We start from the raw sequence: 23,190 nt of genomic DNA, 5'->3' as shown, positions 1-23,190 counted from the left end.
CGTTAGAGAATTCTTCAAATAGTGCTTCCGCGTGTGCCCGCACGAGCTTGTCTCATGATTGAATAGGTATTGAGGAAAACAGCGGCGTCGTCGTATGTCGCTTTGCCGTCTCTAATCGCTTTTAAGTAACGGCGAATATAATAAAGCTCTTCAGTCGAAAGCTTTGTCGGAGCATCCCTCAACACATGGTCAGCGGCGCTGATCATTTCGAGTTGGCGGTCGGGACTGATGTTCAAAAGAGGTGATTCTTCTGCAACGGCTTTCTGAGGAATTGATGGGGGGATGGATGTTCCGCGTGTTTGTGAAATGGCGAGGTTCATCTCGGGAGATGCTGTTGTCGGTGTCGCCAGATTTAGGCTGCTTGACTGTAGGAAGGTTTTATCGCTTGGCAGAATAGCGACGTTTTTTGGCGTTTCTGGATAAAGGGAAGTTTTGCTCCGTTTCAGGAATTTCCCTATGGACATTGCCACTGCCTTCGGCCAATGCCCATTCGGATCACTGCGATTCACCGGATCCCCAAGACAATACGCATAGGCATTCAAACCACCCTTGTCAAAAGGGCTCAACGTGTCCGGACAGTTAAACCGCCTCAGCACCGGATTGAACGCCCGATAGCCATTGCCCAACAGGTAGTTCCCGGTCACCGGATCGCGCCATTCGCCATTGAAACCGAGCAGCCCGGGCAGTCCATCTGCCGGGGTGTGAAAGCCGAAGGGTGAATAGGCGAAGTGAGGTAGCAATGCGTCCGAAGCGGTGAGCACCGAACGTTGCTTGTCCGTCGCCAGTAAAAACATTTCCACAGCGCTGCCGTTGTGCTGTTGCTGCGCGAGCAGTTGATCGTCGTGCTGCATGATCGAGCTGTGAACCACGCCCTGGCTCACTGTCACCAGGCGCTCCTTCAGGTAGAAGCGCTCGGAGCGCGTCGGTACCGAAGGGGCGCTGGCGGTCAGCCGGTTGAGGGCGTCGTAGTGGTAGCGGCAGAGCAGGGTCTGGCTGGCGCGGGGCATGGGGTGGGCTCCCTGAAATCGGTGTCGACTCTGGGATTACTCTGGCTCAAATGGGCGGGGCTGCCTACCTGACAGAAATGATAGTGGCACTTGCAACACAGGACCCTGTAGGAGCGAGCTTGCTCGCGATGGAGGACCAGACACTGCGGGGTCTCAGGTTGCCAGCGTTATCGTTGACGACCATCGCGAGCAAGCTCGCTCCTACAGGTGATCGGGTGTGGGGGAACAATGTTCGGGCTTGCCAGTCCAACGCTCAGTTTTGCGCCGCCCATTTCCGGGCGGTTTTTTTATGGGGGTGTCTGGATGAAGGTTTCACGCGGTTTTGTACTGGCATCGCTCATGACCCTGGCCGCCAGCCCGGTGTTTGCGCAGTTCAATCTGAGCGATGCGGCCAGTGTCCTCTCGGGGATGAAGGGCGAGAACACCGCGACAGAGGCGGCGCCGACTGCGGAGACGGCGGATCTGCTGGGCGCGCTCAGCCAGTTGAACGTGACCCCCGAGCAGGCCATCGGCGGCGCCGGGGCGATGCTGGGGTTGGCCAGGAATCAGTTGAGTACGACCGACTACTCGGAACTGTCCAAGAGCGTGCCGGGCATCGACCTGCTCTCCGGCGGCGGTCAGTTGGGGGCGATTGCCGGGTTGCTCGGCGGCAGCGGTAGCGGCAATGGCAACACGACCGGCCTGGGCAATCCGTTGGGTAACGCCCTGGGCAACGTCAAGAACACCGACGATCTGAACAACGCCTTCAGCACCCTGGGCATGGACACCGGCATGGTCGGCCTGTTCGCCCCGGTGATCCTGCAATACCTCGGTCAGCAGGGCGTCGGCGCCTCGTTGCTGCAGAACCTGGGCGGTATCTGGGGCCTGGGTACCGGCACCTGATTCAGCCGCGCTCGGCGCGCAAGACGTCGATGCGCTGGTCCTTCTCGGTCCAGAGCTGGTTGACCCAGTTCTGGACCGTTTCACGAAACGCCGGATCGTTTTCGTAATCGCCCTGCCACAGCGCAGGGTCCAGTTCGCGGGTCTTGATGTCGATGATGACCCGCGGCACGTTGCCGCTGATCAAATCCCAGAACCCCGGGATCTTCGGCTGTGGATACACCACCGTCACATCGAGAATGGCATCCAGCTGTTCGCCCATCGCCGCCAGCACAAACGCCACGCCGCCGGCCTTTGGCTTGAGCAGGTGGGTGAAGGGTGACTGCTGCTGCACGCTTTTCGCCGGGGTGTAGCGGGTGCCTTCCAGATAATTCACCACCGTCACCGGCTGGCGTTTGAACAGCTCGCAGGCGGCCTTGGTGATCTCCAGATCCTTGCCCGCCAGCTCCGGGTGTTTGGCCAGGAAAGCCTTGGTGTAGCGCTTCATGAACGGGTAATCCAGCGCCCACCACGCCAGCCCCAGAAACGGCACCCAGATCAGTTCTTTCTTGAGGAAGAATTTGAAGAAGGGTGTGCGCCGGTTGAGGGTCTGGATCAGCGCCGGGATATCGACCCAGGATTGATGGTTGCTGATCACCAGATACGACGTGTCGCGCCGCAGGTCATCGCCGCCGCGAATGTCCCACTGGGTAGGGATGCACAGGCGGAAGATCAGCTTGTCGATTTCCGACCAGGTCTCGGCGATCCACATCACCGCCCACGAGGCGTAATCGCGAAAGCGCCCGGGCAGGACCAGTTTGAGCAGGGCAAACACCATCAACGGCCCGATCAGGACCAGGGTGTTGAGCAACAGCAGCAAGGCGACGAAACAGCCGGTGAGCAGGCGGCGCATAAGTGACTCTTGAAGGCTTTTGGGTGCGCCATGATAGGCAGCTTCGGGCGGGAGGCCAAATTGCGGGTGACGAAAGTTTCACCTTCAAACCTCTAACCTCCCTGCACCGATCGTTCCCACGCTCCTGCGTGGGAATGCCTCAAGGGACGTTCCGCGTTCCAGCCGCGCTGGCGGTTTCCGGGCGGGCACCGGAGGGACGCAGAGCGTCCCGGGCTGCATTCCCACGCAGAGCGTGGGAACGATCATCGCTGCAACGGTCTAAAATCCCGCTGCCCCTCTTTCAAGGACAACGATCAAGTGAAATCCCTTCTCGCCCTGCTGTCCCTCATCGCCCTGCCGGTCATGGCCGCCGAGCCCACGCTCTACGGGCGCTACGAATACATCGCCCTGCCGGAAATCGGCGGCGAGGTGCTCAAGGCCAAGATGGACACCGGCGCCCTGACCGCGTCGTTGTCGGCCAAGGACATCGAAACCTTCAAGCGCGACGGCGAGGACTGGGTGCGTTTCCGCCTGGCCACCAAGGACGCGAGCGACAAGGTCTACGAACACAAGATCGCGCGGATCAGCAAGATCAAGACCCGCTCCGAAGAGGACGACGAGGAAGAAGTGGTCGCGCCGACCAAACGGCCGGTGGTCGATCTGGAACTGTGCCTGGGCGACGTCAAACGCACGGTCGAAGTCAACCTGACCGATCGCAGTAACTTCAACTACCCGCTATTGATTGGCGCCAAGGCGCTGCGCGAGTTTGGCGCGGCGGTGAATCCGGCTCGGCGGTTTACGGCGGATAAGCCCGATTGCTAGGCGTACACAGGGTCAGATTTTCCTGCTGCCGTTAAACGACCTCAATCTCTTATGTTCTTAACGTCGATTGCGTCATCTACCTGTTCGTGGATGACATGTATCACTGAGTAAAACTGGAACGTGACCCGGGAAGTCTGTTTTGGCGACTCAGGAGTAATGAGGCTATTGTGGTGTGCTCGAGCGGCGGTGGAGTAAGCCTTCTTGGTTTTTACGACTTTTCCACCGATCAAAACGTATGAGGACTGCTTGTAAAGGGCAGTCTCAGGATAGTTTCGAAGGTTGAAAGAGCGGCTTTGACGATTGGTTTCCAGGCGAATCTGTAGCCTGGTTATTTCCTCAGGTCTTGCGTCGTCTGGAATGGTCTCAATGACGTTTGTTTGTGTATTAGGTTGAGCAGGATCCGGGTCCGGAATTAGAGATACCCTCGGCGTCGCGGTGACTGCTTGCGGTTTCGAGCGTGTCATCAAACCCCGTGATCGTAAAAAAGCTTTCAGCCATATCGGGGTATGCCCGCTTGGGTCTGATTTATTCCTTGGATCGCCATTGCAGTACGCATATGCATTCAACCCACCCTTACTGAACGGGCTCAAATCGTCCGGCTTGTTAGACCTCATCAACACCGTATCGAACTGTCGATACCCTTTTCCCAGGTGATAACGCCCGGTTAGCAGATCAGCCAATTCACCGTTAAACCCAAGCAATCTCAGCAATCTATTCTCGAACGAGCGATGCCCATAAGCCGTGTAAGCGATAGGATGATTGCGGACCCCATCAAGGGCACGCAACACCGAGCGCTGCTGATCGGACGCCAACAGAATGGTTTTGCTACGTTGCGCAGACATGACCACTCTCCATGCAAGAGCCCAGCCTCTTCAACGCTCGTTGTTGCGCTTAGGGAAGTATTCGCAGGCTGGCGGCATATGCGCGCCCTGTAGGTACATCAAAATGGCTTCGAACGTACCTTAAATATTGCGCTCTATGATTGAATGACATTATCTCGCGATACAAGTTGTGTACCGCGAGATTTTTAGTCTTAGAAAGATTGTTCACTATTTTGTATGTGGATCTTGGTTCGTCAGCCACGTTGACGATTTGCGATCTTTCCGGTCTGAATGTAACTTCAGTCAGTAGCATTTTGGTTCTATATATTAGTTCTTGTTTTTCTTCTTTTATGATGTTTGTGTATTCTTCGATTTTTTTTACTGACGTTCTTTTCATCGAAACTGGATTCTGGTCGAGCTCAAATCCGTATGTAGTCCCTTCAAATGAGATGCCTCGTTTCATATTCGCCATGTCTTTTGCAGTTTCGACTGTTATTGCGGGGTTATCTGGAGTGCCAAATAATGATCTTAAAAAACTCCAAAATTTGGAAACATGGCCCGTTGGATCGAAGCGATTCACTGGATCTCCCAGGCAATACGCATACGAATTCATTCCTCCGTCGCCAAACGGACTCGACAAGTCAGGCTTGGTAAACCTCATCAACACCGAGTTGAACTCGCGATAGCCTTTCCCCAAGTGATAGCGCCCGGTCATCAGGTCTGGCAACTCACCGTTAAACGCGATCAGACTCAGCAATCCATTTTCGACAGAACGGCGGCCGTAGGGTGTGTAGGCGAAGGTTTGAGACTGACTGGCGCCGACGATTCTCAGCACCGAGCGCTGCTGGTCGGTTGCCAAAAGGGCAGTTTTGCGTGGATACCCTGGCATTGGTGTTTTCCTGTTCTGGGACTTGGAAAAGAGAGTTCAGCATCAGCCCATTTTTCGCCTTTGCCCACTATCAGAACTGCTAGCTACTCCAGTTCGCACTACTGATTTACCCTTGCCGATTGACGTTCAATCCCCCTTGGTTCACCGTTCGCCCACTCCCCCACGGGCTCGGACGCCATGCCTCATATCCTGATTGTCGAAGACGAAGCGGCGATTGCCGACACCCTGGTGTTTGCCCTGCAAAGCGAAGGCTTCACCACCACCTGGCTGAGCCTGGGCGGCGCCACGCTCGAGCATCAGCGCCAGACGCCGGCCGACCTGATCATTCTCGACATCGGCCTGCCCGACATCAGCGGCTTTGAGACCTGCAAACAGCTGCGGCGCTTCAGCGAGGTGCCGGTGATTTTTCTCAGTGCCCGGGACGGGGAGATCGATCGGGTGGTGGGGCTGGAGATCGGTGCCGACGATTACGTGGTCAAGCCGTTCAGCCCGCGGGAGGTGGCGGCGCGGGTTCGGGCGATTCTCAAGCGCGTGGCGCCGCGCACGACGCTGGAGGCGCAGCCGGCGCTGTTTCACATCGACAGCGAACGTGTGCAGATTAGCTATCGCGGTCAGCTGCTGGTCCTCACCCGTCACGAATTCCGTCTGTTGCAATGCCTGCTCGAGCAGCCCGAGCGGGTTTTCAGCCGCGAGCAGTTGCTCGATGCGCTGGGTGTGGCCGCCGATGCCGGTTACGAGCGCAGCATCGACAGCCACATCAAGAGCCTGCGCGCCAAGTTGCGCGGGGTGAAGGCCGATGCCGAGCCGATCCAGACCCACCGCGGTCTGGGCTACAGCTACAACCCGGGGCACAGCTGATGCCGCTGGGGATGCGGATTTTCCTGGTCTATGTGCTGTTCATCGGCCTGACCGGGTACTTCGTGCTCAACACCGTGATGGAAGAAATCCGCCCCGGCGTGCGCCAGTCCACCGAAGAAACGCTGGTCGACACCGCTAACCTGATGGCTGAAATCCTGCGCGACGACTTCAAGGCCGGCACCCTCAACCAGAACCGTTGGCCGCAACTGCTCAAGGCCTATGGCGAGCGGCAACCGGCGGCGAACATCTGGGGCCTGGCGAAGAATCAGGTCAACCACCGCATCTACGTCACCGACGCCAAGGGCATTGTCGTGCTCGACTCCAGCGGCGTGGCGGTGGGGCAGGATTACTCGCGCTGGAACGACGTCTACCTGACCCTGCGCGGGCAGTACGGTGCGCGTTCCAGCCGCAGCGATCCGCAGGATGCCAACTCATCGGTGATGCACGTCGGCGCGCCGATTCGCGATAACGGGCAGATCATCGGCGTGGTCACCGTGGCCAAGCCCAACGCTTCGTTGCAGCCCTATGTGGATCGCACCGAGCGCCGGCTGCTGGCCTATGGCGCCGGGCTGATCGGTCTGGGGCTGCTATTCGGCGCGCTGTTGTCGTGGTGGTTGAGCCGGGCGCTGCGGCGGTTGACCGCTTATGCCCAGGCGGTGAGCGAAGGTCGGCGGATCGAAGTGCCGCACTATCGCGGTGGCGAGCTGGAGCAACTGGCGACGGCGGTGGAGCAGATGCGCACGCAGCTGGAGGGCAAGGCCTACGTCGAGCGCTACGTGCACACCTTGACCCATGAATTGAAGAGCCCGCTGGCGGCGATTCGTGGTGCGGCGGAGTTGCTGCAGGGTGAGATGCCGTTGGCGCAGCGACAGCGGTTTGTCGGCAACATCGATAACGAAAGCGCGCGGATGCAGCAGTTGATCGAACGGTTGCTGAACCTGGCGCAGGTTGAGCAACGGCAGGGATTGGAAGAGCGGGTAAGTGTGCCGCTGGCGAAGCTGGTCGATGAATTGTTGAGCGCTCAGGCCGGGCGGATCGAGGGTAAACAGCTGAGGGTGGAGCGAGCGATTCCAGCGGATCTAATGCTAGTGGGCGAGCCGTTTCTGTTGCGTCAGGCGCTGGGTAATCTGCTGGAAAATGCCCTGGATTTCACACCTGTTCAGGGGCTGTTGAGGTTCAGTGCCGAGCGGGTGGAGGGGTGGGTTGAGTTGAGGTTGTTCAACCAGGCCGAGGCGATTCCCGAGTATGCGTTGGCGCGGTTGAGTGAGCGGTTCTACTCGCTGCCCCGTCCCGACAGTGGGCGCAAGAGCACGGGGTTGGGGCTCAACTTTGTGGAGGAGGTTGCGAAGTTGCATGGTGGGGCATTGCAGATTGGCAATGTTGAGGGCGGGGTGGAAGTGACACTGCGCTTGCCGTAGGACCGAGGCGCGACCTTCGCGAGCAAGCCCGCTCCCACAGGGTTTCGTGTTGTTCGCAAATCTTGTGTCTATCCCCAATCCAGTGTGGGAGCGGGCTTGCTCGCGAAGAGGCCAGCCCAATCTCCACACAATCTCCACATTCCCCCCACAAAACCCCCACACACCCAACTCAGACTCTCTCCATCCAAACAGGGAGAGTCCCATGAACCGAAATCTGACCTTGAAACTCGGGGCCATTGCCCTGTTGATCCTGCTGTTGCTGATCCCGCTGTTGATGATCAACGGCGTCATCCAGGATCGCCAGCAACTGCGCGACGGTGTGCTTGAAGACATCGCCCGCAGCTCCAGCTACAGCCAGCAACTGAGCGGCCCGCTGATGGTGGTGCCGTATCGCAAAGTGATCCGCACCTGGAAAACCTCCGAGAAAACCAACCAGCGTTATCAGGAGATCGGCGAGGAGCGCGGTCGCTTGTACTTCCTCCCGGAGCGCTTCGAACTCGATGGCCAAGTGCAGACCGAACTGCGCTCACGAGGCATTTATCAGGCGCGGCTGTTCCATGCCGACAACCGTATCACCGGCCATTTTTCCCTGCCGGCGCAACTGGGGATCAAGGAAGACTTCGCCGATTACCAGTTCGATCAGCCATTTCTGGCGGTCGGCATCAGCGATATTCGTGGCATCGAAAATGCCCTGAAACTCGAACTCAACGACCAGCGCCTGGACTTCATTCCCGGTACTCAGGTCGGCTGGCTGGGCGAGGGTGTCCACGTGCCGCTGCCGCATCTGGACGCGAAGCAGAACACCGAGCTGGCCTTCGGCTTCGATCTGAAACTGCAAGGCACCGGTCAGTTGGAGATCCTGCCGGTGGGAAAGACCAGCCAGGTGTCGCTGACCGCGAACTGGCCGCACCCCAGCTTCATCGGCAACTACCTGCCGGCACAGCGTGAAGTCACCGATCAAGGTTTCACCGCCAACTGGCAGACCTCGTTCTTCTCCACCAACTTGCAGGAAGCCCTGAACAGCTGCGTCTCGCGCACCAGCTGCGAAGGCTTTTACGGCCGCAGCTTCGGCGTGAGCTTCATCGACCCCGTGGACCAGTACCTCAAAAGCGACCGCGCGATCAAATACGCCCTGCTGTTCATCGTCCTGACCTTCGCCGGCTTCTTCCTCTTCGAAGTCCTGAAAAGCCTCGCCGTGCACCCGGTGCAATACGCGCTGGTGGGTGTGGCGCTTGCGTTCTTCTACCTGCTGCTGTTGTCGCTGTCCGAACACATCGGCTTTGCCTCGGCGTATCTGCTGTCGGCCAGCGCCTGTGTGTTGTTGATCGGGTTCTATGTCTGCCATGTGCTGCGCAGCGTGCGCCACGGCTTGAGCTTTTCGGCGGGATTGGCGGGGCTGTATGGGCTGCTTTACGGACTGTTGAGTGCGGAGGATTACGCGCTGTTGATGGGCTCGTTGCTGTTGTTCGGGTTGCTGGGCGTATTCATGGTGCTGACGCGCAAGCTGGATTGGTATGGGGTTGGGCGCAAGGTGGAGAAGCCGGTGGCGTTTGATTTGGGAGAGGTGAAATGAGTCGGCTGGTTGGATTGCGAGAGGATCAGAGAGAGGGCGAGAAGCTGGTGATCCTGATCGATCGGTTGTTTGCAATCGAACTGATGTGGAGCGATCGCGAGCGGGCCGGGTTTCACAAACGATCTGCAGCGAACACAAAATCTGTATGCGCCAAAGACCAACTGTGGGAGCGAGCCTGCTCGCGATGATGTCGGTGTCGTTGGTGAAAACCTAGACTTTGGGCATGGTCGCAATCATCGAAGGTCGCTGACTCACCTCGAAATACCACGCCGCCAGCTGCGGATTGGCCGTGCGCCAGTCCAGGTCCGGGTGGCGCAGGTCGAGGTAGCCCAGGGCGCAGGCGGTGCTGATGGCGGCGATGTCGAAGTGGCTGGTGAGTTCGGCGATGGCGTCTTTTTCCAGCAGGGCCACGGCGCGGCGGATTTTGTCGCGTTGGCCGTCGAGCCAGGTGTCCCAGTGTTTTTCCGGGGCGCGCAGGGCGACTTCGTAACGCACCAGCACGGCGGCGTCCATGATGCCGTCGGCCAGGGAGGCTAGGGTCAGGCGGCGCCAGCGGGCGGAGCCTTCGCGGGGGATCAGCGGGTTGCCGACGTGCTGGTGGTCGAGGTAGTCGAGGATCACCCGGCTGTCGTGGATGACGTTGCCGTCGGCCAGGCGCAGGGCGGGGATTTTGCTCAAGGGGTTGTCGTCGATCAGGGTCTTGTCGGGGTCGACCGGGGTGAGCACGCAGTTGAGCAGGGCCACGCGGTTTTGCTGGCCGGTCTCGTGCAGCAGCACCATGACTTTGCGAACGAAGGGGGAGAGGGAGTTGTGGTACAGGGTCATGCTTGGGGCGGACATGGCTGCGTCTCGGACGGTGGCGGAGAGGGGCAGCATAGCGCGTTGGGCCATGGGCTCAAACCGAACCCTGTAGGAGCGAAGCTTGCTCGCGAAGGCGGTAGATCAGTTGGCGATTGTGGTAGCTGATGCACCGCTATCGCGAGCAGGCTCGCACAATGGTTGGTGGCGTAACGCGATCGGTGTAGCAGCTGGCGAAGCCTGCGTCCGGCTGCGCAGCAGTCGCAAAACCTGAGTGCGAGGTGTGTCTGAGACACCGCGTTGGCTGATTTTACGACTGCTTCGCAGCCGGACGCAGGCTTCGCCAGCTGCTACATGGGGCGTGTTTTCATGGAAGATCAGCGGCGTTGGAGGAGGCCACGCAGGGCTAGGACGGCGGGGATGCCCAGGCCGAGCCAGCTCAGGGCGTCCCAGATGCCGTCGCCCAGCAGCGCGGCGAACAGGCCGGCGGCGGTGAACAGGGCGATCACCGTCGGGGTGCCGAAGACCTTCCAGAAGTTCGACTGCCTGGGTTTCATGCCACGCTCTCCGCTTGTTCCAGCACCGGCTTGGCCGCCTTGCGCCGCACCGCCCACAGGTAAACCCCGCTGCCCAGGACGATGATGGTCAGCACATCCAGGGTCGCCCAGAGGATCTGCATCGGCATGCCGCCGTAATCACCGAAATGCAGCGGCTGTGACATGCCCATGGCGTCCATGTACCAGGGCCGTTCCGCCACCGCCGTCACCTTCAGGGTGCTGGCGTCGATCAGTACGGGCGTGAGCAGGTGCGAAGTCAGGTGCGTGCTGCCTTTCATGAACACCGCGTAATGGTGCTCGCTGGAAAAGCGCGTGCCGGGGAAGGCGATGAAATCCGGCTGCATGCCCGGCGCGACTTCCTTGGCGATATCGAGCAGGCGCGTGGCCGGCGCCAGTTGCGTCAGCGGCGGCGCATCGCGATACGGGGCGACCATCGCGCTCAGGCTGTCGTTGCGCCAGGCGGCGATCAACAGGTCGGCGCAGGCGCTGATCACGCCGGTCACACCCACCACCAGCGCCCAGGTCAAAGTCACCACGCCTATCAGGTTATGCAGGTCGAGCCAGCGCAGGCGGGTGGACTTGTCCTGGCGCACCGTGGCGAACTTCAACCGGCGCATGAACGGCAGATACAACACCGTGCCGGACACAATCGCCACCACGAACAACAAGCCCATGAACGCCAGCAACAGCTTGCCCGGCAACCCGGCGAACATGTCCACATGCAGGCGCAGCATCAGCATCATGAAGCCGCCATTGGCCGACGGCATCTCCAGCGCCTCGCCGGTGCGGGCGTCGAGCATGAAGGTGTGGGACGAGTTCGGTTCGGTACCGGCGGTGGCCGCCATGATCGCGATCGCGGCGTTGGGCTCGTCCTCTTCGAAACCGAAATACTGCATGACTTCGCCGGGGCGATGCTTTTCAGCGGCCTGCACCAGTTGCTGCAGATTGAGCTGCGGCGTGTCCGCCGGCATTTCCCGCAATTGCGGGGCATCGCCCAGCAGATGATCGATCTCGTGATGGAAGATCAACGGCAGGCCGGTCAGTGCCAACAGCAGCAAGAACACCGTGCAGATCAGGCTGGTCCAGGTGTGGACGACGGACCAGCGGCGAATTGTTTTACTTTTCATTTCATGACCCTCAGAAATACCAAAGCCGTCCTCGAGGGACGGCCTGGGTACTGGGCGTGTCAGCTCAGGCCGTTACCACTTGTAGGTGGCACTGGCGACGACGCTGCGCTGGTCGCCGTAGTAGCAGTAGAAGCTGTCACAGGTGGAGATGTAATCCTTGTCGAATACGTTGGTCGCGTTCAACGCCAGCGAAGCACCCTTCAGGCTGTTGTCCAGGCGACCGAGGTCGTAGTGGACCGCAGCGTCGAACACCGTGTAGGCGTCGGCCTTGCCCAGCCAGGTATTGGCCTGATCGCCGTAGGTGTTGCCGGTGTATCGCGCACCGCCGCCGATGCCGAAACCGTCCAGCACGCCGCTGTGCCAGGTGTAATCGGCCCACAACGAAGCCTGCTGGTTAGGCATCAGCTGCAGACGGTTGCCCTTGAAGTCGCCTTTTTGCACTTCGGATTTGGCCAGGGTGTACGCCGCGATCACCTTGAGGTTCTCGGTCACGTCGGACACTGCTTCCAACTCCAGGCCCTTGACCTTCACTTCACCGGTCTGGCTGGTGATCGAGACGTTATCCGAGTTGGTGGTGGTGACGGACACGTTCTTCTGCGTCAGGTCGTAGATTGCCGCGCTCAGCAAGGTGTCGCTGCCTGGAGGCTGGTACTTGATACCCAGTTCCCATTGCTCGCCTTCGGTCGGCTTGAACGATTGGGTTGGCGAAGCGGTGGCGTTGCTGGTCGGCTGGAACGACTCGGCGTAGGACAGGTACGGCACGAAACCGTTGTCGAACACATAGCTGATCGCTGCGTTGCCGCTGAAGTTGCTGTCACGTTCGGTGTTGGTGGCATCACCCTGATTGAAGAACTTGGTACCGGTGTGGACCCAGTCCTCACGACCGCCCAGGGTCAGGCGCCAGTTGTCGAGGGCCATCTGATCCTGAATGTATAGACCAGTCTGGTAGGTCTTCTGGTCGTAGTCATAGAACGCGCTGGAACGAGGTGGACGCACGATTTCCACGCCGCGCACAGGATTGATCACGTTGGTCGGCGGCGCGCTGCCGAAGATCGAGGTGTAGTTGGTATTGCTGCGCTGATGATCAAGGCCGATCAGCAAAGTGTGACGCACATCGCCGGTGGCGAAGTCGGCCTGGAAATTGTTGTCCACGGCGAACTGGCTGATGTCTTCGTCGACGCTGGTGGTCGAGCGGCCCACGTTGCCATCGTTGTCGACCTGGGTGAACGGATACGCGCCGACGGTGATGCCCTGGAAGGACAGGTCGGATTTGGTGTAGCGCAGGTTCTGGCGGAACTGCCACACATCATTCAGACGATGTTCGAAGGCGTAGCCCAGTGCGTAGTAGGTGCGGTCGTAATATTCCCAATCCGGGTCACCCAGATTCTTGTGGTGGGAAACATCGCCGAACGGCATGTTGATCTTGGTGCCCTGAATCGGCAGGAACTGGCTGGTGATGCCGGTATCGTCACGGGTGAATTGCGTGAGCAGGGTGAATTTGGTGTCTTCGTCGATGTTCCAGGTCAGGCTCGGCGCAATGTTGTAGCGCTTGTTGTCGACGTGGTCGATCTGCGTACCGCTGTCGCGCACTACACCGCTCAAGCCGTAGAGGAATTGGCCTTCCTCATCGATTTTGCCGGTGCTGGCAAAGTTGATCTGGCGATGATTGTCGCTGCCGTATTGCAGCTGGATCTCATTGCTCGATTCGGCGCTGGGACGGCGGCTGACCATGTCCAGCAGACCGCCCGGTGGCGTCTGGCCGTAGATCGACGAAGCCGGGCCGCGCAGCAGGGCCAGGCGGTCGAGGTTCCAGGTTTCCTGTTTCGGGTTGGCGTATACGCCCTTTGGCAGCGGCAAGCCGTCGAGGAATTGGGTCGGTTCGAAGCCACGCACGCGAATCCAGTCGGCACGGGTATCGCTGCCGTAGCTGCTGGCGGTGATGCCGGGCATGTAGCGCACGGCGTCGTCCAGGCTTTGCACGTTGCGGTCGTCCATCTGCTCGCGCGTCACGACCGAGATCGAACGTGGAACTTCAACCAATGCAGTGTCGGTCTTGGTGCCGGCGGCGGTGCGCTTGGCCACATAACCTTCCACCGGTCCCCAGGCGCTTTCGGTGTTCTCGACGCCGATCACGTTGGTTGCCGGCAGGGACAGCGAGCCTTCCGGCACAGCCACCAGGGTGTAGCTGCCGCCGCTCTGCTCCAGTTGCAAGCCGGTGCCGCGCAGCGCTTCACGCATGGCACCAGCTGCATCGAACTGGCCATTGACCGGCGCGGAAGTCTTGCCCGCGGCCAGCGATGGGTTCAGCGACAGCGCGATACCGGCCTGGCTGGCGATCTGGTTCAGGGTGCTGGCCAGTGGGGCGGCCGGCAGGTTGTAGGCACGCACGCTGGACTGCTCGGCGGCGATCAGTTGGCTGCTGGCCATAGGGGTGCAAAAGGCAATGGCGACCGCCAGCAAACTGGGGCGCAACAAGGTGTCTAGCGAACGGGACATACAGCGGCTCCTGAAAGTAAATACTTCTCAATTGCCTAGGTGCCGGACGAGATTCGAAAAGTGATAGGGGTAAGTGAAAATAATTTCGATTCAGTGGTTTTCAGTGAAGCTGATGGCCTCTTCGCGGGCAAGCCCGCTCCCACAATGTCCTGCATTCCACGGCCACTGTGGGAGCTAGCCTGCTCGCGATGACGGCCTGTCAGCCGCCGGATTTTTTATGGATGTACGCAATCCCCTGTGGGAGCGGGCTTGCCCGCGAAGGCGTCCTACCAGACACCACAATGTTCAGTGGTTGTTTAAAGCCAGTAGGATTTCTGCGGATGAAGCTGAAGGATGCTGTAGCCGAACTCCGAATTTTGCTCCAGAGCACTCTGCTGTCTTGTTGTGCTTTTCGGTGTCGGGCTAGTCTCCGGTCGTCGCTGATACCAAGCGATCGAGTGTGGTAACTCGGAACCGGACAACGACGTTATCCAGACACTCAGGAGCAAGATTCATGAGCAAAACAGATATGCCCTCCGCTTCAGACCTCAAAACCCCCGGCTTCACCCCCTTCATGTACATCTCGGACCAACCCCTGTTCCACGTCTGCCGCGACGTCCCCATCGTCGACGCCCTGTCCGAAGCCTCCAACCTGCTGTTCCTCGCCAAGGCCTTTGCAATGGATGCCGCTTACGCTAAAGGCTGCGACCGTCACGCGTGGGCGGCGCATTATTTGGCGGCGATGGGTAAGGCCGTGGTTGATGATGTGGTGAAGGTGTTGGAGCGGCGGCCTTTGCAGGCGGCGAAGAAGACAGAGGTGTAGCGGTAAAGCGTGCAATGAGCCCCGAGATTTCGGGGCTTTTTAGTTGGTGTCGGCGTACAAAGAACCTTTGTAGCAGCTGGCGAAGCCTGCGTCCGGCTGCGCAGCAGTCGTAAAACCTGAGTGCGAGGTCTCCCTGAAACACCGCGCTGGCTGATTTCACGACTGCTGCGCAGTCGGACGCAGGCTTCGCCAGCTGCTACATGATCGAGTTTTTGCCTATGGATTTGCGGTGATTACTGAGGGCATCTTCGCGGGCAAGCCCGCTCCCACAGGGTTCTGCGTGGAGTTTAGGGTTTCGGGTTGCTCTTCGCCGCCACCGTCACCCACCACTGCGTGTGCTGTTCGATCTGCACCGGCAAGGTCGGCAGCAGGGCGTTCAGGGCCAGGTTGGTGTCTTTGAGGGGGAAGCTGCCGGTGATGCGCAGGTCGGCGATTTCGGGGGCTACGCCCAGGTGGCCGGGGCGGTAGCGGCCGAGTTCATGGACGAGGTCTTCGAGGCGGGTGTTGTCCACTACCAGCATGCCGCGGGTCCAGGCGTCGGCGCCCACGTTGACGGCGAGGATCGGGCCCAGGCCGTCGTTGCGGATCAGCATTTGCTGGCCTTCGCGCAGAATTTGTTCTTGCTGGCTTGATTCGGGGTGGGCGGCCACTGCCGATTGCAGCACGCTCAGGCGGGTGCCTTCGGCTTCGCGCTTGACCAGAAAGCGCGTGCCCAGCGCGCGCATGCTGCCTTCGCGGGTTTCGACGATGAAGGGCCGGGCGTCGCCGTGGCCGGTTTCGACGAGGATTTCGCCTTCCTGCAGCACGATCAGCCGCTGCTTCTCGTCGAAGCGAACGTCCAGCGCACTGTGGGTGTTGAGGTTGATCAAGGTGCCGTCGCTCAGGCGAATGGTGCGCTGTTCGCCGGTGGCGGTGCGCTGGTCGGCCAGCCAGTAATCCACCGGCAGATAACGTTCGCCGGCAAACAGCGCCAGACCAATCACCGCGACCACGCTGGCCACGCCGCTGCCGAGTTTGCGCACGCGGCGGCGGATGCCTTCACGCGACTGCAGCAGGGCGGTGCGGGCGGGGCCGCTGGCGACGCTGAAACGCTGATCGAGCATGCCCAGCTGGCGCCAGGCGCGGGCGTGTTCTTCGTGGGCAGCGTGCCATTTGGCGAATTCTTCGCGCTCGATCGGGTTGGCCGAGTCCAGGGACAATTGCCAGGCGATGGCGGCATCGAGCACCCGCGCCGAGACAGGTTTCGAACTGGCCGGGCTCATGTCGGCTCCCCGTACAGCGCGATGTAGCACTGGCGGATGCCCTGGGCCAGGTACTGGCGCACCCGGGGCACCGACACGCCCAGGCGCTCGGCGATTTCCCCGTGGCTCAGGCCATCGAGGCGGTTGTACAGAAACGCCGCGCGGGCCTTGCTCGAGAGCTTGCCGAGCAGGCGATCGATGTTTTTCAGGTCTTCGAGGATCATCTGCTGTTCTTCCGCCGACGGTTGTTCGGCTTCGGGAATCAGCATCAGTTCGGTGAGGTAGGCCTGTTCCAGCGCGGCGCGGCGGAAGTAGTCGAACAGCAGGCCCTTGGCGATCGCCACCAGGAATGCCCGGGGTTCGCGGGGTTCTTTCAAGTCCTCTCGGCCGAGCAGGCGCACGAAGGTGTCCTGACTCAGGTCCTCGGCGCGCTGCGGGCAGGCGACGTTGCGACGAAGCCAGGCCAATAGCCAACCGCGATGGTCGCGATATAACGCACCGACGAGCTCACTTTGAGGGCTTGGGATTGACGACACGCCGTATTACCGATTGGGAAAGGTTAACTAACGAGAATTGTTCGCGATTGTGTCAGAGGCGAATCAGGTAAGCAATTGGCGTTGGTCGGGTGTTTTTGGGGGGAGGTGGGCAGTTGGACCGCGTTATCGTTCTTCGCGGGCAAGCCACGCTCCCACAGGATTGGTGGCGTTTGTGGGATTTATGATCGACACAAACCCTGTAGGAGCGAGGCTTGCCCGCGAATGCGTCAGACCAGACGCCGACGATTCAGAAGGACGGAGTTTGCTGCCGCCGGCGCCACTGGCTCAGGCGCTGTTGCAGGTTCAACGGGCTGAGAATCTGCTGCTGCCGCGCGCGGCTGAACAGGATCAGCGCCAGTTCGGCGGTGGCCAGGGCGTCGGCGCTGGCGTTGTGGCGTTCGAAGACTTCGAGCTTGAACCAGTTGATCCATTCATCGAGCCCGGCCTCGCGGATGTTGGCCTGCGGGCACACCAGCGGGGCGATCTCGGCCACGTCCAGAAAGGCGTGCTGCAACTTGTAGCCCAGGTGATCCTTGAGCGCGCGGCCGAGCATGTGCTGGTCGAACGGTGCATGAAAGGCCAACAACGGGCTGTCGCCGACGAACTCCATGAACTCGATCAGCGCCTGCGCCGGGTCGCTGCCGTTGGCAATCGCGCTCGGCCCCAAACCGTGGATCAGCACGCTGGGGCTGAGTTTGAGCTCGGCGCATTGCAGGGTGCGTTCGAACTGCTGGCTGAAGTCGATGGCGCCGTCCTCGATCACCACGGCGCCGATGGACAACACCCGATCCTTGTTCAGATTCAATCCTGTAGTTTCCAGATCGAGCACTACCCAACGCTGTTCGCGCAGGCTGCACTCGCCCAGAACCGGCGCTGCCGGCAGCCGTTGCAGGCGCTGTTGCAGTTCGCCGGACAGGCTGGGACCTGCGGGACGCAGCCACGAAAACAGGCTCATAACTGATAGCTCATAACTGATACCGCAGTGCCAGACTGCTTTGCAGGCGTTGGGCCTGGCGCAGTGATTCACGCAGGATGCGCCGGTCCAGATGGTTGAGGCTGTCCGGGTCGACGCGGTTGGAGTAGGGCAGGTTCTCGCGGGTCTGCAACTGGTGTTGCTGCATGCGGGTTTGCTGGATGAAGTGGTAGGCCTCTTCGTAGGCCGCGCCGTCCAGCGGCTCGATGACTTCCTTATCCACCAGTTGGCGGAAGCGCTCCAGCGTATTGTTGGCGCCGATGCCATGGGCCAGGGCCAGCAGACGGGCGCCATCGACGAAGGGCGCCAGGCCCTGGATCTTCAGGTCGAGGGTGGCCTTGTCGCCATTTTTGCGGGTCAGCACGAACTCGCGGAAACGCCCGACTGGCGGACGATTGCGCAGGGCGTTCTCGGCCATCATCCGCTGGAACAGACGGTTGTCGCCGACCTGATCGAGAATGCCGCGACGCAATTGTTCGCAACCCTGCTCGCTGCCCCAGACCACGCGCAGGTCGAAATAGATGCTCGACCCCAGCAGATTCTCCGGCGTCGCCTCGCGAATGAACGCGGCAAAGCGCCGGGCCCATTCCACCCGCGACAGGCACAGCTCGGGGTTGCCGGCCATGATGTTGCCTTTGCACAGGGTGAAGCCGCACAGCGCCAGGCTCTGGTTGATCTGGTGGGCGATGGGCAGCAGTTTGCCGCGGATTTCCGCCGCGTGGGCCGCATCCCGGGCTTCGAACAGAATGCCATTGTCCTGGTCGGTGTGCAGCGTCTGCTCGCGGCGGCCTTCGCTGCCGAAGCACAGCCAGCTGAACGGCACGCCGGGGTCGCCTTTTTCTGCCAGGGTCAGTTCGATCACCCGGCTGACGGTGTGGTCGTTGAGCAGGGTGATGATGTGGGTGATCTGCGTCGAGGAGGCGCCGTGGGCGAGCATGCGCTCCACCAGTTGGCCGATTTCGCCACGGATCGCCACCAGGTTTTCCACGCGTTGGGCGCTGCGGATGGTGCGGGCCAGGTGCACCAGATCGACCCGTTGCAGGGAAAACAGATCGCGCTCGGACACCACGCCACACAGGCGCTGATCCTTGACCAGACAGACGTGGGCGATGTGCCGCTCGGTCATGGCAATCGCCGCATCGAAGGCGCTGTGATCCGGGCTCAGGTAGAACGGCGCCTGGGTCATGTGGCGCTCGATGGCTTCGCTGAAATCCCCGGTGCCGTTGGCCACCACCTGGCGCAGGTCGCGCAGGGTGAAGATCCCCAGCGGCGACTTGTGTTCGTTGACGACGACGATGCTGCCGACCTGCTGCTCGTGCATCAGGGTCACGGCTTCGCGCAAGGGTGTGGCTGGGCTGCAGGTCACCGGGTGACGCATGGCCAAATCGCCCAAACGGGTGTTGAGCGAATACTGGGTGCCGAGGGTTTCCACGGCCTTCTGCTGGACTTGCTGGTTGACCTGATCCAGCAGGCTGCTCACACCCCGTAAGGCGAAATCGCGGAAGGTGTGGGAAATGGCGAAGAGCTTGATGAACGCCAGCTTGTTCAACTGTAGGCAAAAGGTGTCTTCGGCGGACAGGTGTTCGGTGCGGGTCGCCCGCTCACCCAGCAACGCGGCGAGGGGAAAGCACTCGCCGGTGGTGATTTCGAAGGTGGTTTCGGTGCCGCCCTTGGCCGAATGCGGACGCTCGCCCACCACCCGGCCCTGCTTGACGATGTAGAAGTGCTCAACCGGGCCGTCGGCGGGCTTGATGATGCTCTCGCCCAGGGCATAAAAACGCAGCTGACATTGCTCGACCAGGTACGCCAGGTGGGCGTGTTCCATCTGGTTGAAGGGCGGGAAGCGCTGAAGGAATTGCAAAGTGCCCTGGATGTTCTGCAACACCGCGGTTTTCCCTGCCTGTGTGAAGGCGTCCGCTTTACTCATAACCATTACCGCAGTCTTTTTTGGAGTTGTTGTCGGGGATAACTCACCTATCGTCGACCCCTGCGGCCGGGGTGCCCATTGGACGTAAGTCTAGGTAGGCAATCTGTACTGCAAATTGTCGGAAAATCCTTACGAGATTGAAGGAAAAACCTCTCCAAACTACGCTTGGAAAATAATCCGACGAAGTGCACATTTAAGCTGTGCTTAGCGATGTCTCACCACTGTGCTAGGGAACTGTACTGATCATGTAGAGAACGCCATGTCCGACCACGATATTTTGAGTGACGCCGAGCGCGCAGCGCTCAGTGCCGTCATGCAGGAACCCGACCTGCCACCGCAGCGGGTGCTGATCGTAGACGACGACAAGGATGCCCGAGAATTACTGTCAGAGATTCTTGCCCTGGATGGCATACGATGCATGACTGCCTCTAGCGGCGAGTCCGCGCTCAAGCTGCTGGAAGAACGACCGTCCATAGGTTTGGTGATCACCGACCTGCGCATGGGCAACGTCGACGGTTTGGCGTTGATCCGTGAGGTGCGCGAGTCGGTGCGAGCGGCGATGCCGTTCATCATCGTTTCCGGCGATGCCGACGTTAAGGACGCCATCGCGGCGATGCATTTGAGCGTGGTGGATTTTCTGCTCAAGCCGATCGATACCAGCAAGTTGCTGGGGTTGGTCAAGCATGAGTTGGGGATGGAGCCTTAGCGGATCCCAGACTCCGTGAAGATGCATGCCTGTGAATAGGGAAACCTGTGGCGAGGGGGCTTGTCGAAACGTCGCACCGCCCCGTTGGGTTGCGAAGCGACCCCCTGCATTTTCCAGACAGACCGTGCATCCAGGTTTTGCGACGGCTTCGCCGCCGAACGGGGGCAAGCCCCCTCGCCACAGGGTGCGGTATCTCGGTGGGGATTGTGCATAAAGAAAAAGCCCTGATCTTTCGATCAGGGCTTTTTCGTGTCCGGCATCAGCGCTCAGTTACAGGCCATTGGCAGCCTTGAACTGGCGGCGACGACGGTGCAGGACCGGCTCGGTGTAGCCGTTTGGCTGCTTGGTGCCTTCGATCACCAGTTCGACCGCGGCCTGGAAGGCGATGTTGCTGTCGAAGTCTGGTGCCAGCGGACGGTACAGCGCGTCGCCCGCGTTCTGGCGGTCGACCACCGGCGCCATGCGCTTGAGGCTTTCCATCACTTGCTCTTCGGTCACGATACCGTGGCGCAGCCAGTTGGCGATGTGCTGGCTGGAGATACGCAGCGTCGCACGGTCTTCCATCAAGCCGACGTCGTTGATGTCCGGCACCTTCGAGCAGCCAACACCCTGGTCGATCCAGCGCACCACATAACCGAGAATGCCCTGGGAGTTGTTGTCCAGTTCGTTCTTGATCTGCTCGGCAGTCCACTGCGGGTTGACCGCCAGCGGGATGGTCAGGATGTCGTCCACAGAAGCCGGGGCACGCTTGGCCAGTTCGGCCTGACGGGCGTACACGTCGACCGTGTGGTAGTGCAGCGCGTGCAGCGCGGCGGCGGTCGGCGATGGAACCCAGGCGGTGTTGGCGCCGGCCATCGGGTGAGCGATTTTCTGTTCGAGCATCGCCGCCATCAGGTCGGGCATCGCCCACATGCCTTTACCGATCTGCGCGCGACCTTGCAGGCCGGTGCTCAAGCCGATATCGACGTTGGAGTTCTCGTAGGCGCCGATCCATTTTTCCGCCTTCATGTCGGCCTTGCGAACCATCGGGCCGGCTTCCATGGAGGTGTGGATTTCGTCGCCCGTGCGGTCGAGGAAACCAGTGTTGATGAACACTACGCGCTCGCTCGCCGCCTTGATGCAGGCCTTGAGGTTGACCGTGGTACGGCGCTCCTCATCCATGATTCCGACTTTGAGAGTGTTGCGCGGCAGGCCCAGCGCGTCTTCGATGCGCCCGAACAGCTCGTTGGTGAATGCCGCTTCTTCAGGACCGTGCATCTTCGGCTTCACGATGTAGACCGAACCGGTACGTGTGTTTTTGCGCGAGGTGTTGCCGTTGAGGTTGTGCATCGCCGCCAGCACGGTGACCAGACCGTCGAGGATGCCTTCCGGCACTTCGTTGCCGTCTTTGTCGAGGATCGCGTCGATGGTCATCAGGTGACCGACGTTACGCACGAACAGCAGCGAGCGACCGTGCAGGCTCAGCGCCTTGCCATCGACGCCGGTGTAGGTGCGGTCGGCGTTCATGGTGCGGGTGAAGGACTTGCCGCCCTTGGCCACTTCTTCCGACAGGTCGCCCTTCATCAGGCCGAGCCAGTTGCGGTAGATCACCACTTTGTCGTCGGCATCGACGGCGGCCACGGAGTCTTCGCAGTCCATGATGGTGGTCAGTGCGGCTTCCATCAGGATGTCTTTGACGCCGGCGGCGTCGGTCTGGCCGACCGGGGTGCTGGCATCGATCTGGATTTCGAAATGCAGGCCGTTGTTTTTCAGCAGGATGGCGATCGGTGCCGAAGCATCGCCTTGGAAACCGATCAGCTGTGCGTCGTTGCGCAGGCCCGTGTTGCTGCCGCCTTTGAGGGCGACGACCAGCTTGCCGTCAACAATGCTGTAGCGGGTGGAGTCGACGTGGGAGCCGGCGGCCAATGGCGCGGCTTCGTCGAGGAAGGCGCGGGCGAAGGCGATGACCTTGTCGCCGCGAACCTTGTTGTAGCCTTTGCCCTTTTCGGCGCCATCGGCTTCGCTGATGGCGTCGGTGCCGTAGAGCGCGTCGTACAGCGAACCCCAACGGGCGTTCGAGGCATTGAGAGCGAAGCGGGCGTTCATAACCGGGACCACCAATTGTGGGCCGGCCATGCGGGCGATTTCTTCATCGACGTTTTGCGTCGTTGCCTGGAAATCGGCCGCTTCTGGCAGCAGATAACCGATGTCTTGCAGGAAAGCCTTGTAGGCCACGGCGTCGTGCGCCTGGCCTGCACGTTCCTGGTGCCAGGCGTCGATACGAGCCTGGAAATCATCGCGTTTGGCGAGTAGGGCTTTGTTCTTCGGCGCCAGGTCGTGAATGACCTTGTCGGCACCGGCCCAGAATTTGTCGGCGGTGAGGCCGGTTCCGGGAATGGCTTCGTTGTTCACGAAGTCGAACAGGACTTTGGCGACCTGCAGGCCACCGACTTGAACGTGTTCAGTCATTGCTTGCCTCACTCTGCTCAGCTATTTCGCTTTTCAGCTCTTCAATTTAACAATGAAGCCTTCGGCCATTTAAACCACAAACCCGTCTACCAGTACATGCCATTTTCGGGCGGCTGGGTTGGGACCAATCAACGGCTTAGGGCCTTGCTGACAGGGCTTTGAGGGTTGTGAACGTGCCTGCGGCAGACATCGAACCAACGTTATGTAGTGCGCGCCGAGGCATACTACATGATGTGTTGCGGTTGTGAAAATTAGACTAATTACGTCGTTCTGCGACCCTGTGACGCATTGCGGTCACAGCGCGGTGCTGGATGTTCTCAAAAAACTGGTGGATTGTTCCAGTTAAATATCAAAGTTGTACACGATTTGTGCTTTTCGGGTGATCGGCGGTCTGCCGTTCGCGGGCAAGCCTCGCTCCTACAGGTTTTGTGCAACTTGTAG

At 60.3% G+C, this 23,190-nt stretch carries 20 protein-coding genes; 7 read left to right on the top strand and 13 right to left on the bottom strand.

Annotated features, from left to right (window positions below; translation table 11 throughout):
- Window positions 1-14: 14 nt before the first annotated feature.
- Window positions 15-1,007 carry an RHS repeat-associated core domain-containing protein gene (locus K9857_RS18395; protein WP_224538057.1) on the bottom strand — a complete coding sequence of 331 codons (993 nt, stop codon included), beginning with the start codon at window positions 1,005-1,007 and terminating at the stop codon, window positions 15-17.
- Window positions 1,008-1,310: 303 nt separating this feature from the next.
- On the opposite strand from K9857_RS18395, the gene K9857_RS18390 reads away from it, so the two are divergent.
- Window positions 1,311-1,889, top strand: coding sequence for a DUF2780 domain-containing protein (locus K9857_RS18390; protein WP_224538056.1), 579 nt, complete (start codon window positions 1,311-1,313; stop codon window positions 1,887-1,889).
- A 1-nt stretch (window position 1,890) separates the two neighbouring features.
- Here the strand turns inward: K9857_RS18390 and K9857_RS18385 are convergent, their stop codons facing one another.
- Window positions 1,891-2,778, bottom strand: a complete 888-nt coding sequence (locus K9857_RS18385; protein ID WP_224538054.1) for an acyltransferase — start codon at window positions 2,776-2,778, stop codon at window positions 1,891-1,893.
- A 297-nt stretch (window positions 2,779-3,075) separates the two neighbouring features.
- On the opposite strand from K9857_RS18385, the gene K9857_RS18380 reads away from it, so the two are divergent.
- Window positions 3,076-3,579, top strand: coding sequence for an ATP-dependent zinc protease (locus tag K9857_RS18380; protein ID WP_224538052.1), 504 nt, complete (start codon window positions 3,076-3,078; stop codon window positions 3,577-3,579).
- Between the two features lie 41 nt (window positions 3,580-3,620).
- Here K9857_RS18380 and K9857_RS30405 read toward each other — a convergent pair whose 3' ends face one another.
- Together K9857_RS30405 and K9857_RS18370 are read right to left on the bottom strand one after the other, a co-directional pair.
- The gene (locus tag K9857_RS30405) at window positions 3,621-4,421 is read right to left on the bottom strand and encodes an RHS repeat-associated core domain-containing protein (protein ID WP_318011768.1); all 801 of its coding nucleotides are present in this window, start codon (window positions 4,419-4,421) and stop codon (window positions 3,621-3,623) included.
- 49 nt (window positions 4,422-4,470) lie between these two features.
- A complete protein-coding gene (locus K9857_RS18370; RefSeq protein WP_224538051.1) occupies window positions 4,471-5,289 on the bottom strand; it encodes an RHS repeat-associated core domain-containing protein in 819 nt (272 codons plus the stop codon).
- 177 nt (window positions 5,290-5,466) lie between these two features.
- On the opposite strand from K9857_RS18370, the gene creB reads away from it, so the two are divergent.
- From creB to creD, 3 genes are all read left to right on the top strand, one after another.
- Window positions 5,467-6,147, top strand: a complete 681-nt coding sequence (creB, locus tag K9857_RS18365; protein ID WP_224538049.1) for a two-component system response regulator CreB — start codon at window positions 5,467-5,469, stop codon at window positions 6,145-6,147.
- Window positions 6,147-7,565 carry a two-component system sensor histidine kinase CreC gene (gene creC / locus K9857_RS18360; RefSeq protein WP_224538047.1) on the top strand — a complete coding sequence of 473 codons (1,419 nt, stop codon included), beginning with the start codon at window positions 6,147-6,149 and terminating at the stop codon, window positions 7,563-7,565. The genes creB and creC overlap by 1 nt, the downstream gene beginning before the upstream one ends.
- Window positions 7,566-7,767: 202 nt before the next feature.
- Entirely contained in the window at window positions 7,768-9,138 is a 1,371-nt protein-coding gene (gene creD, locus K9857_RS18355; protein ID WP_224538045.1) for a cell envelope integrity protein CreD, read from the top strand.
- 210 nt (window positions 9,139-9,348) lie between these two features.
- On the opposite strand, the gene K9857_RS18350 is transcribed toward creD, so the two are convergent.
- From K9857_RS18350 to K9857_RS18335, 4 genes are all read right to left on the bottom strand, one after another.
- Window positions 9,349-9,978, bottom strand: coding sequence for a glutathione S-transferase (locus K9857_RS18350; protein ID WP_224538042.1), 630 nt, complete (start codon window positions 9,976-9,978; stop codon window positions 9,349-9,351).
- Window positions 9,979-10,313: 335 nt separating this feature from the next.
- On the bottom strand, window positions 10,314-10,493 hold the full coding sequence (locus tag K9857_RS18345) for a hypothetical protein (RefSeq protein ID WP_224538041.1): 180 nt from the start codon (window positions 10,491-10,493) through the stop codon (window positions 10,314-10,316).
- On the bottom strand, window positions 10,490-11,620 hold the full coding sequence (locus K9857_RS18340; RefSeq protein WP_224538039.1) for a PepSY-associated TM helix domain-containing protein: 1,131 nt from the start codon (window positions 11,618-11,620) through the stop codon (window positions 10,490-10,492). Before K9857_RS18340 ends, K9857_RS18345 begins: the two co-directional genes overlap by 4 nt.
- Window positions 11,621-11,692: 72 nt before the next feature.
- On the bottom strand, window positions 11,693-14,116 hold the full coding sequence (locus tag K9857_RS18335; RefSeq protein WP_224538038.1) for a TonB-dependent siderophore receptor: 2,424 nt from the start codon (window positions 14,114-14,116) through the stop codon (window positions 11,693-11,695).
- 493 nt (window positions 14,117-14,609) lie between these two features.
- On the opposite strand from K9857_RS18335, the gene K9857_RS18330 reads away from it, so the two are divergent.
- Window positions 14,610-14,918 (top strand): DUF3077 domain-containing protein, encoded by a 309-nt coding sequence (locus tag K9857_RS18330; protein WP_224538036.1) that lies wholly within the window; start codon window positions 14,610-14,612, stop codon window positions 14,916-14,918.
- A 287-nt stretch (window positions 14,919-15,205) separates the two neighbouring features.
- Here K9857_RS18330 and K9857_RS18325 read toward each other — a convergent pair whose 3' ends face one another.
- From K9857_RS18325 to K9857_RS18310, 4 genes are all read right to left on the bottom strand, one after another.
- Entirely contained in the window at window positions 15,206-16,180 is a 975-nt protein-coding gene (locus K9857_RS18325; RefSeq protein ID WP_224538034.1) for a FecR domain-containing protein, read from the bottom strand.
- Entirely contained in the window at window positions 16,177-16,695 is a 519-nt protein-coding gene (locus tag K9857_RS18320; RefSeq protein WP_224538033.1) for an RNA polymerase sigma factor, read from the bottom strand. The genes K9857_RS18325 and K9857_RS18320 overlap by 4 nt, the downstream gene beginning before the upstream one ends.
- A gap of 247 nt (window positions 16,696-16,942) precedes the next feature.
- Window positions 16,943-17,650 (bottom strand): PolC-type DNA polymerase III, encoded by a 708-nt coding sequence (locus tag K9857_RS18315; RefSeq protein ID WP_224538031.1) that lies wholly within the window; start codon window positions 17,648-17,650, stop codon window positions 16,943-16,945.
- Between the two features lie 10 nt (window positions 17,651-17,660).
- On the bottom strand, window positions 17,661-19,595 hold the full coding sequence (locus tag K9857_RS18310; protein WP_318011767.1) for a putative nucleotidyltransferase substrate binding domain-containing protein: 1,935 nt from the start codon (window positions 19,593-19,595) through the stop codon (window positions 17,661-17,663).
- Between the two features lie 259 nt (window positions 19,596-19,854).
- Here K9857_RS18310 and K9857_RS18305 point away from each other — a divergent pair, with 259 nt between their 5' ends.
- Window positions 19,855-20,301, top strand: a complete 447-nt coding sequence (locus K9857_RS18305; RefSeq protein ID WP_224538028.1) for a response regulator — start codon at window positions 19,855-19,857, stop codon at window positions 20,299-20,301.
- A 270-nt stretch (window positions 20,302-20,571) separates the two neighbouring features.
- On the opposite strand, the gene K9857_RS18300 is transcribed toward K9857_RS18305, so the two are convergent.
- Window positions 20,572-22,749 carry a malate synthase G gene (locus K9857_RS18300; protein ID WP_224538026.1) on the bottom strand — a complete coding sequence of 726 codons (2,178 nt, stop codon included), beginning with the start codon at window positions 22,747-22,749 and terminating at the stop codon, window positions 20,572-20,574.
- Between the last annotated feature and the right edge of the window lie 441 nt (window positions 22,750-23,190).

Source organism: Pseudomonas sp. REP124 (genome assembly GCF_020164475.1).
Taxonomy (GTDB): Bacteria; Pseudomonadota; Gammaproteobacteria; order Pseudomonadales; family Pseudomonadaceae; genus Aquipseudomonas.
The sequence above is the reverse complement of the archived record's forward strand: the minus strand, read 5'-3'. Positions and strand labels throughout refer to the sequence as shown.

Bases quoted from the DNA above. Each gene is read 5' to 3' on its own strand.
- K9857_RS18395 (WP_224538057.1), bottom strand. From the start codon at position 1,007: ATGCCCCGCGCCAGCCAGACCCTGCTCTGCCGCTACCACTACGACGCC.
- K9857_RS18390 (WP_224538056.1), top strand. From the start codon at position 1,311: ATGAAGGTTTCACGCGGTTTTGTACTGGCATCGCTCATGACCCTGGCC.
- K9857_RS18385 (WP_224538054.1), bottom strand. From the start codon at position 2,778: ATGCGCCGCCTGCTCACCGGCTGTTTCGTCGCCTTGCTGCTGTTGCTC.
- K9857_RS30405 (WP_318011768.1), bottom strand. From the start codon at position 4,421: ATGTCTGCGCAACGTAGCAAAACCATTCTGTTGGCGTCCGATCAGCAG.
- K9857_RS18370 (WP_224538051.1), bottom strand. From the start codon at position 5,289: ATGCCAGGGTATCCACGCAAAACTGCCCTTTTGGCAACCGACCAGCAG.
- creB (WP_224538049.1), top strand. From the start codon at position 5,467: ATGCCTCATATCCTGATTGTCGAAGACGAAGCGGCGATTGCCGACACC.
- creC (WP_224538047.1), top strand. From the start codon at position 6,147: ATGCCGCTGGGGATGCGGATTTTCCTGGTCTATGTGCTGTTCATCGGC.
- creD (WP_224538045.1), top strand. From the start codon at position 7,768: ATGAACCGAAATCTGACCTTGAAACTCGGGGCCATTGCCCTGTTGATC.
- K9857_RS18350 (WP_224538042.1), bottom strand. From the start codon at position 9,978: ATGTCCGCCCCAAGCATGACCCTGTACCACAACTCCCTCTCCCCCTTC.
- K9857_RS18345 (WP_224538041.1), bottom strand. From the start codon at position 10,493: ATGAAACCCAGGCAGTCGAACTTCTGGAAGGTCTTCGGCACCCCGACG.
- K9857_RS18340 (WP_224538039.1), bottom strand. From the start codon at position 11,620: ATGAAAAGTAAAACAATTCGCCGCTGGTCCGTCGTCCACACCTGGACC.
- K9857_RS18335 (WP_224538038.1), bottom strand. From the start codon at position 14,116: ATGTCCCGTTCGCTAGACACCTTGTTGCGCCCCAGTTTGCTGGCGGTC.
- K9857_RS18330 (WP_224538036.1), top strand. From the start codon at position 14,610: ATGAGCAAAACAGATATGCCCTCCGCTTCAGACCTCAAAACCCCCGGC.
- K9857_RS18325 (WP_224538034.1), bottom strand. From the start codon at position 16,180: ATGAGCCCGGCCAGTTCGAAACCTGTCTCGGCGCGGGTGCTCGATGCC.
- K9857_RS18315 (WP_224538031.1), bottom strand. From the start codon at position 17,650: ATGAGCCTGTTTTCGTGGCTGCGTCCCGCAGGTCCCAGCCTGTCCGGC.
- K9857_RS18310 (WP_318011767.1), bottom strand. From the start codon at position 19,595: ATGAGTAAAGCGGACGCCTTCACACAGGCAGGGAAAACCGCGGTGTTG.
- K9857_RS18305 (WP_224538028.1), top strand. From the start codon at position 19,855: ATGTCCGACCACGATATTTTGAGTGACGCCGAGCGCGCAGCGCTCAGT.
- K9857_RS18300 (WP_224538026.1), bottom strand. From the start codon at position 22,749: ATGACTGAACACGTTCAAGTCGGTGGCCTGCAGGTCGCCAAAGTCCTG.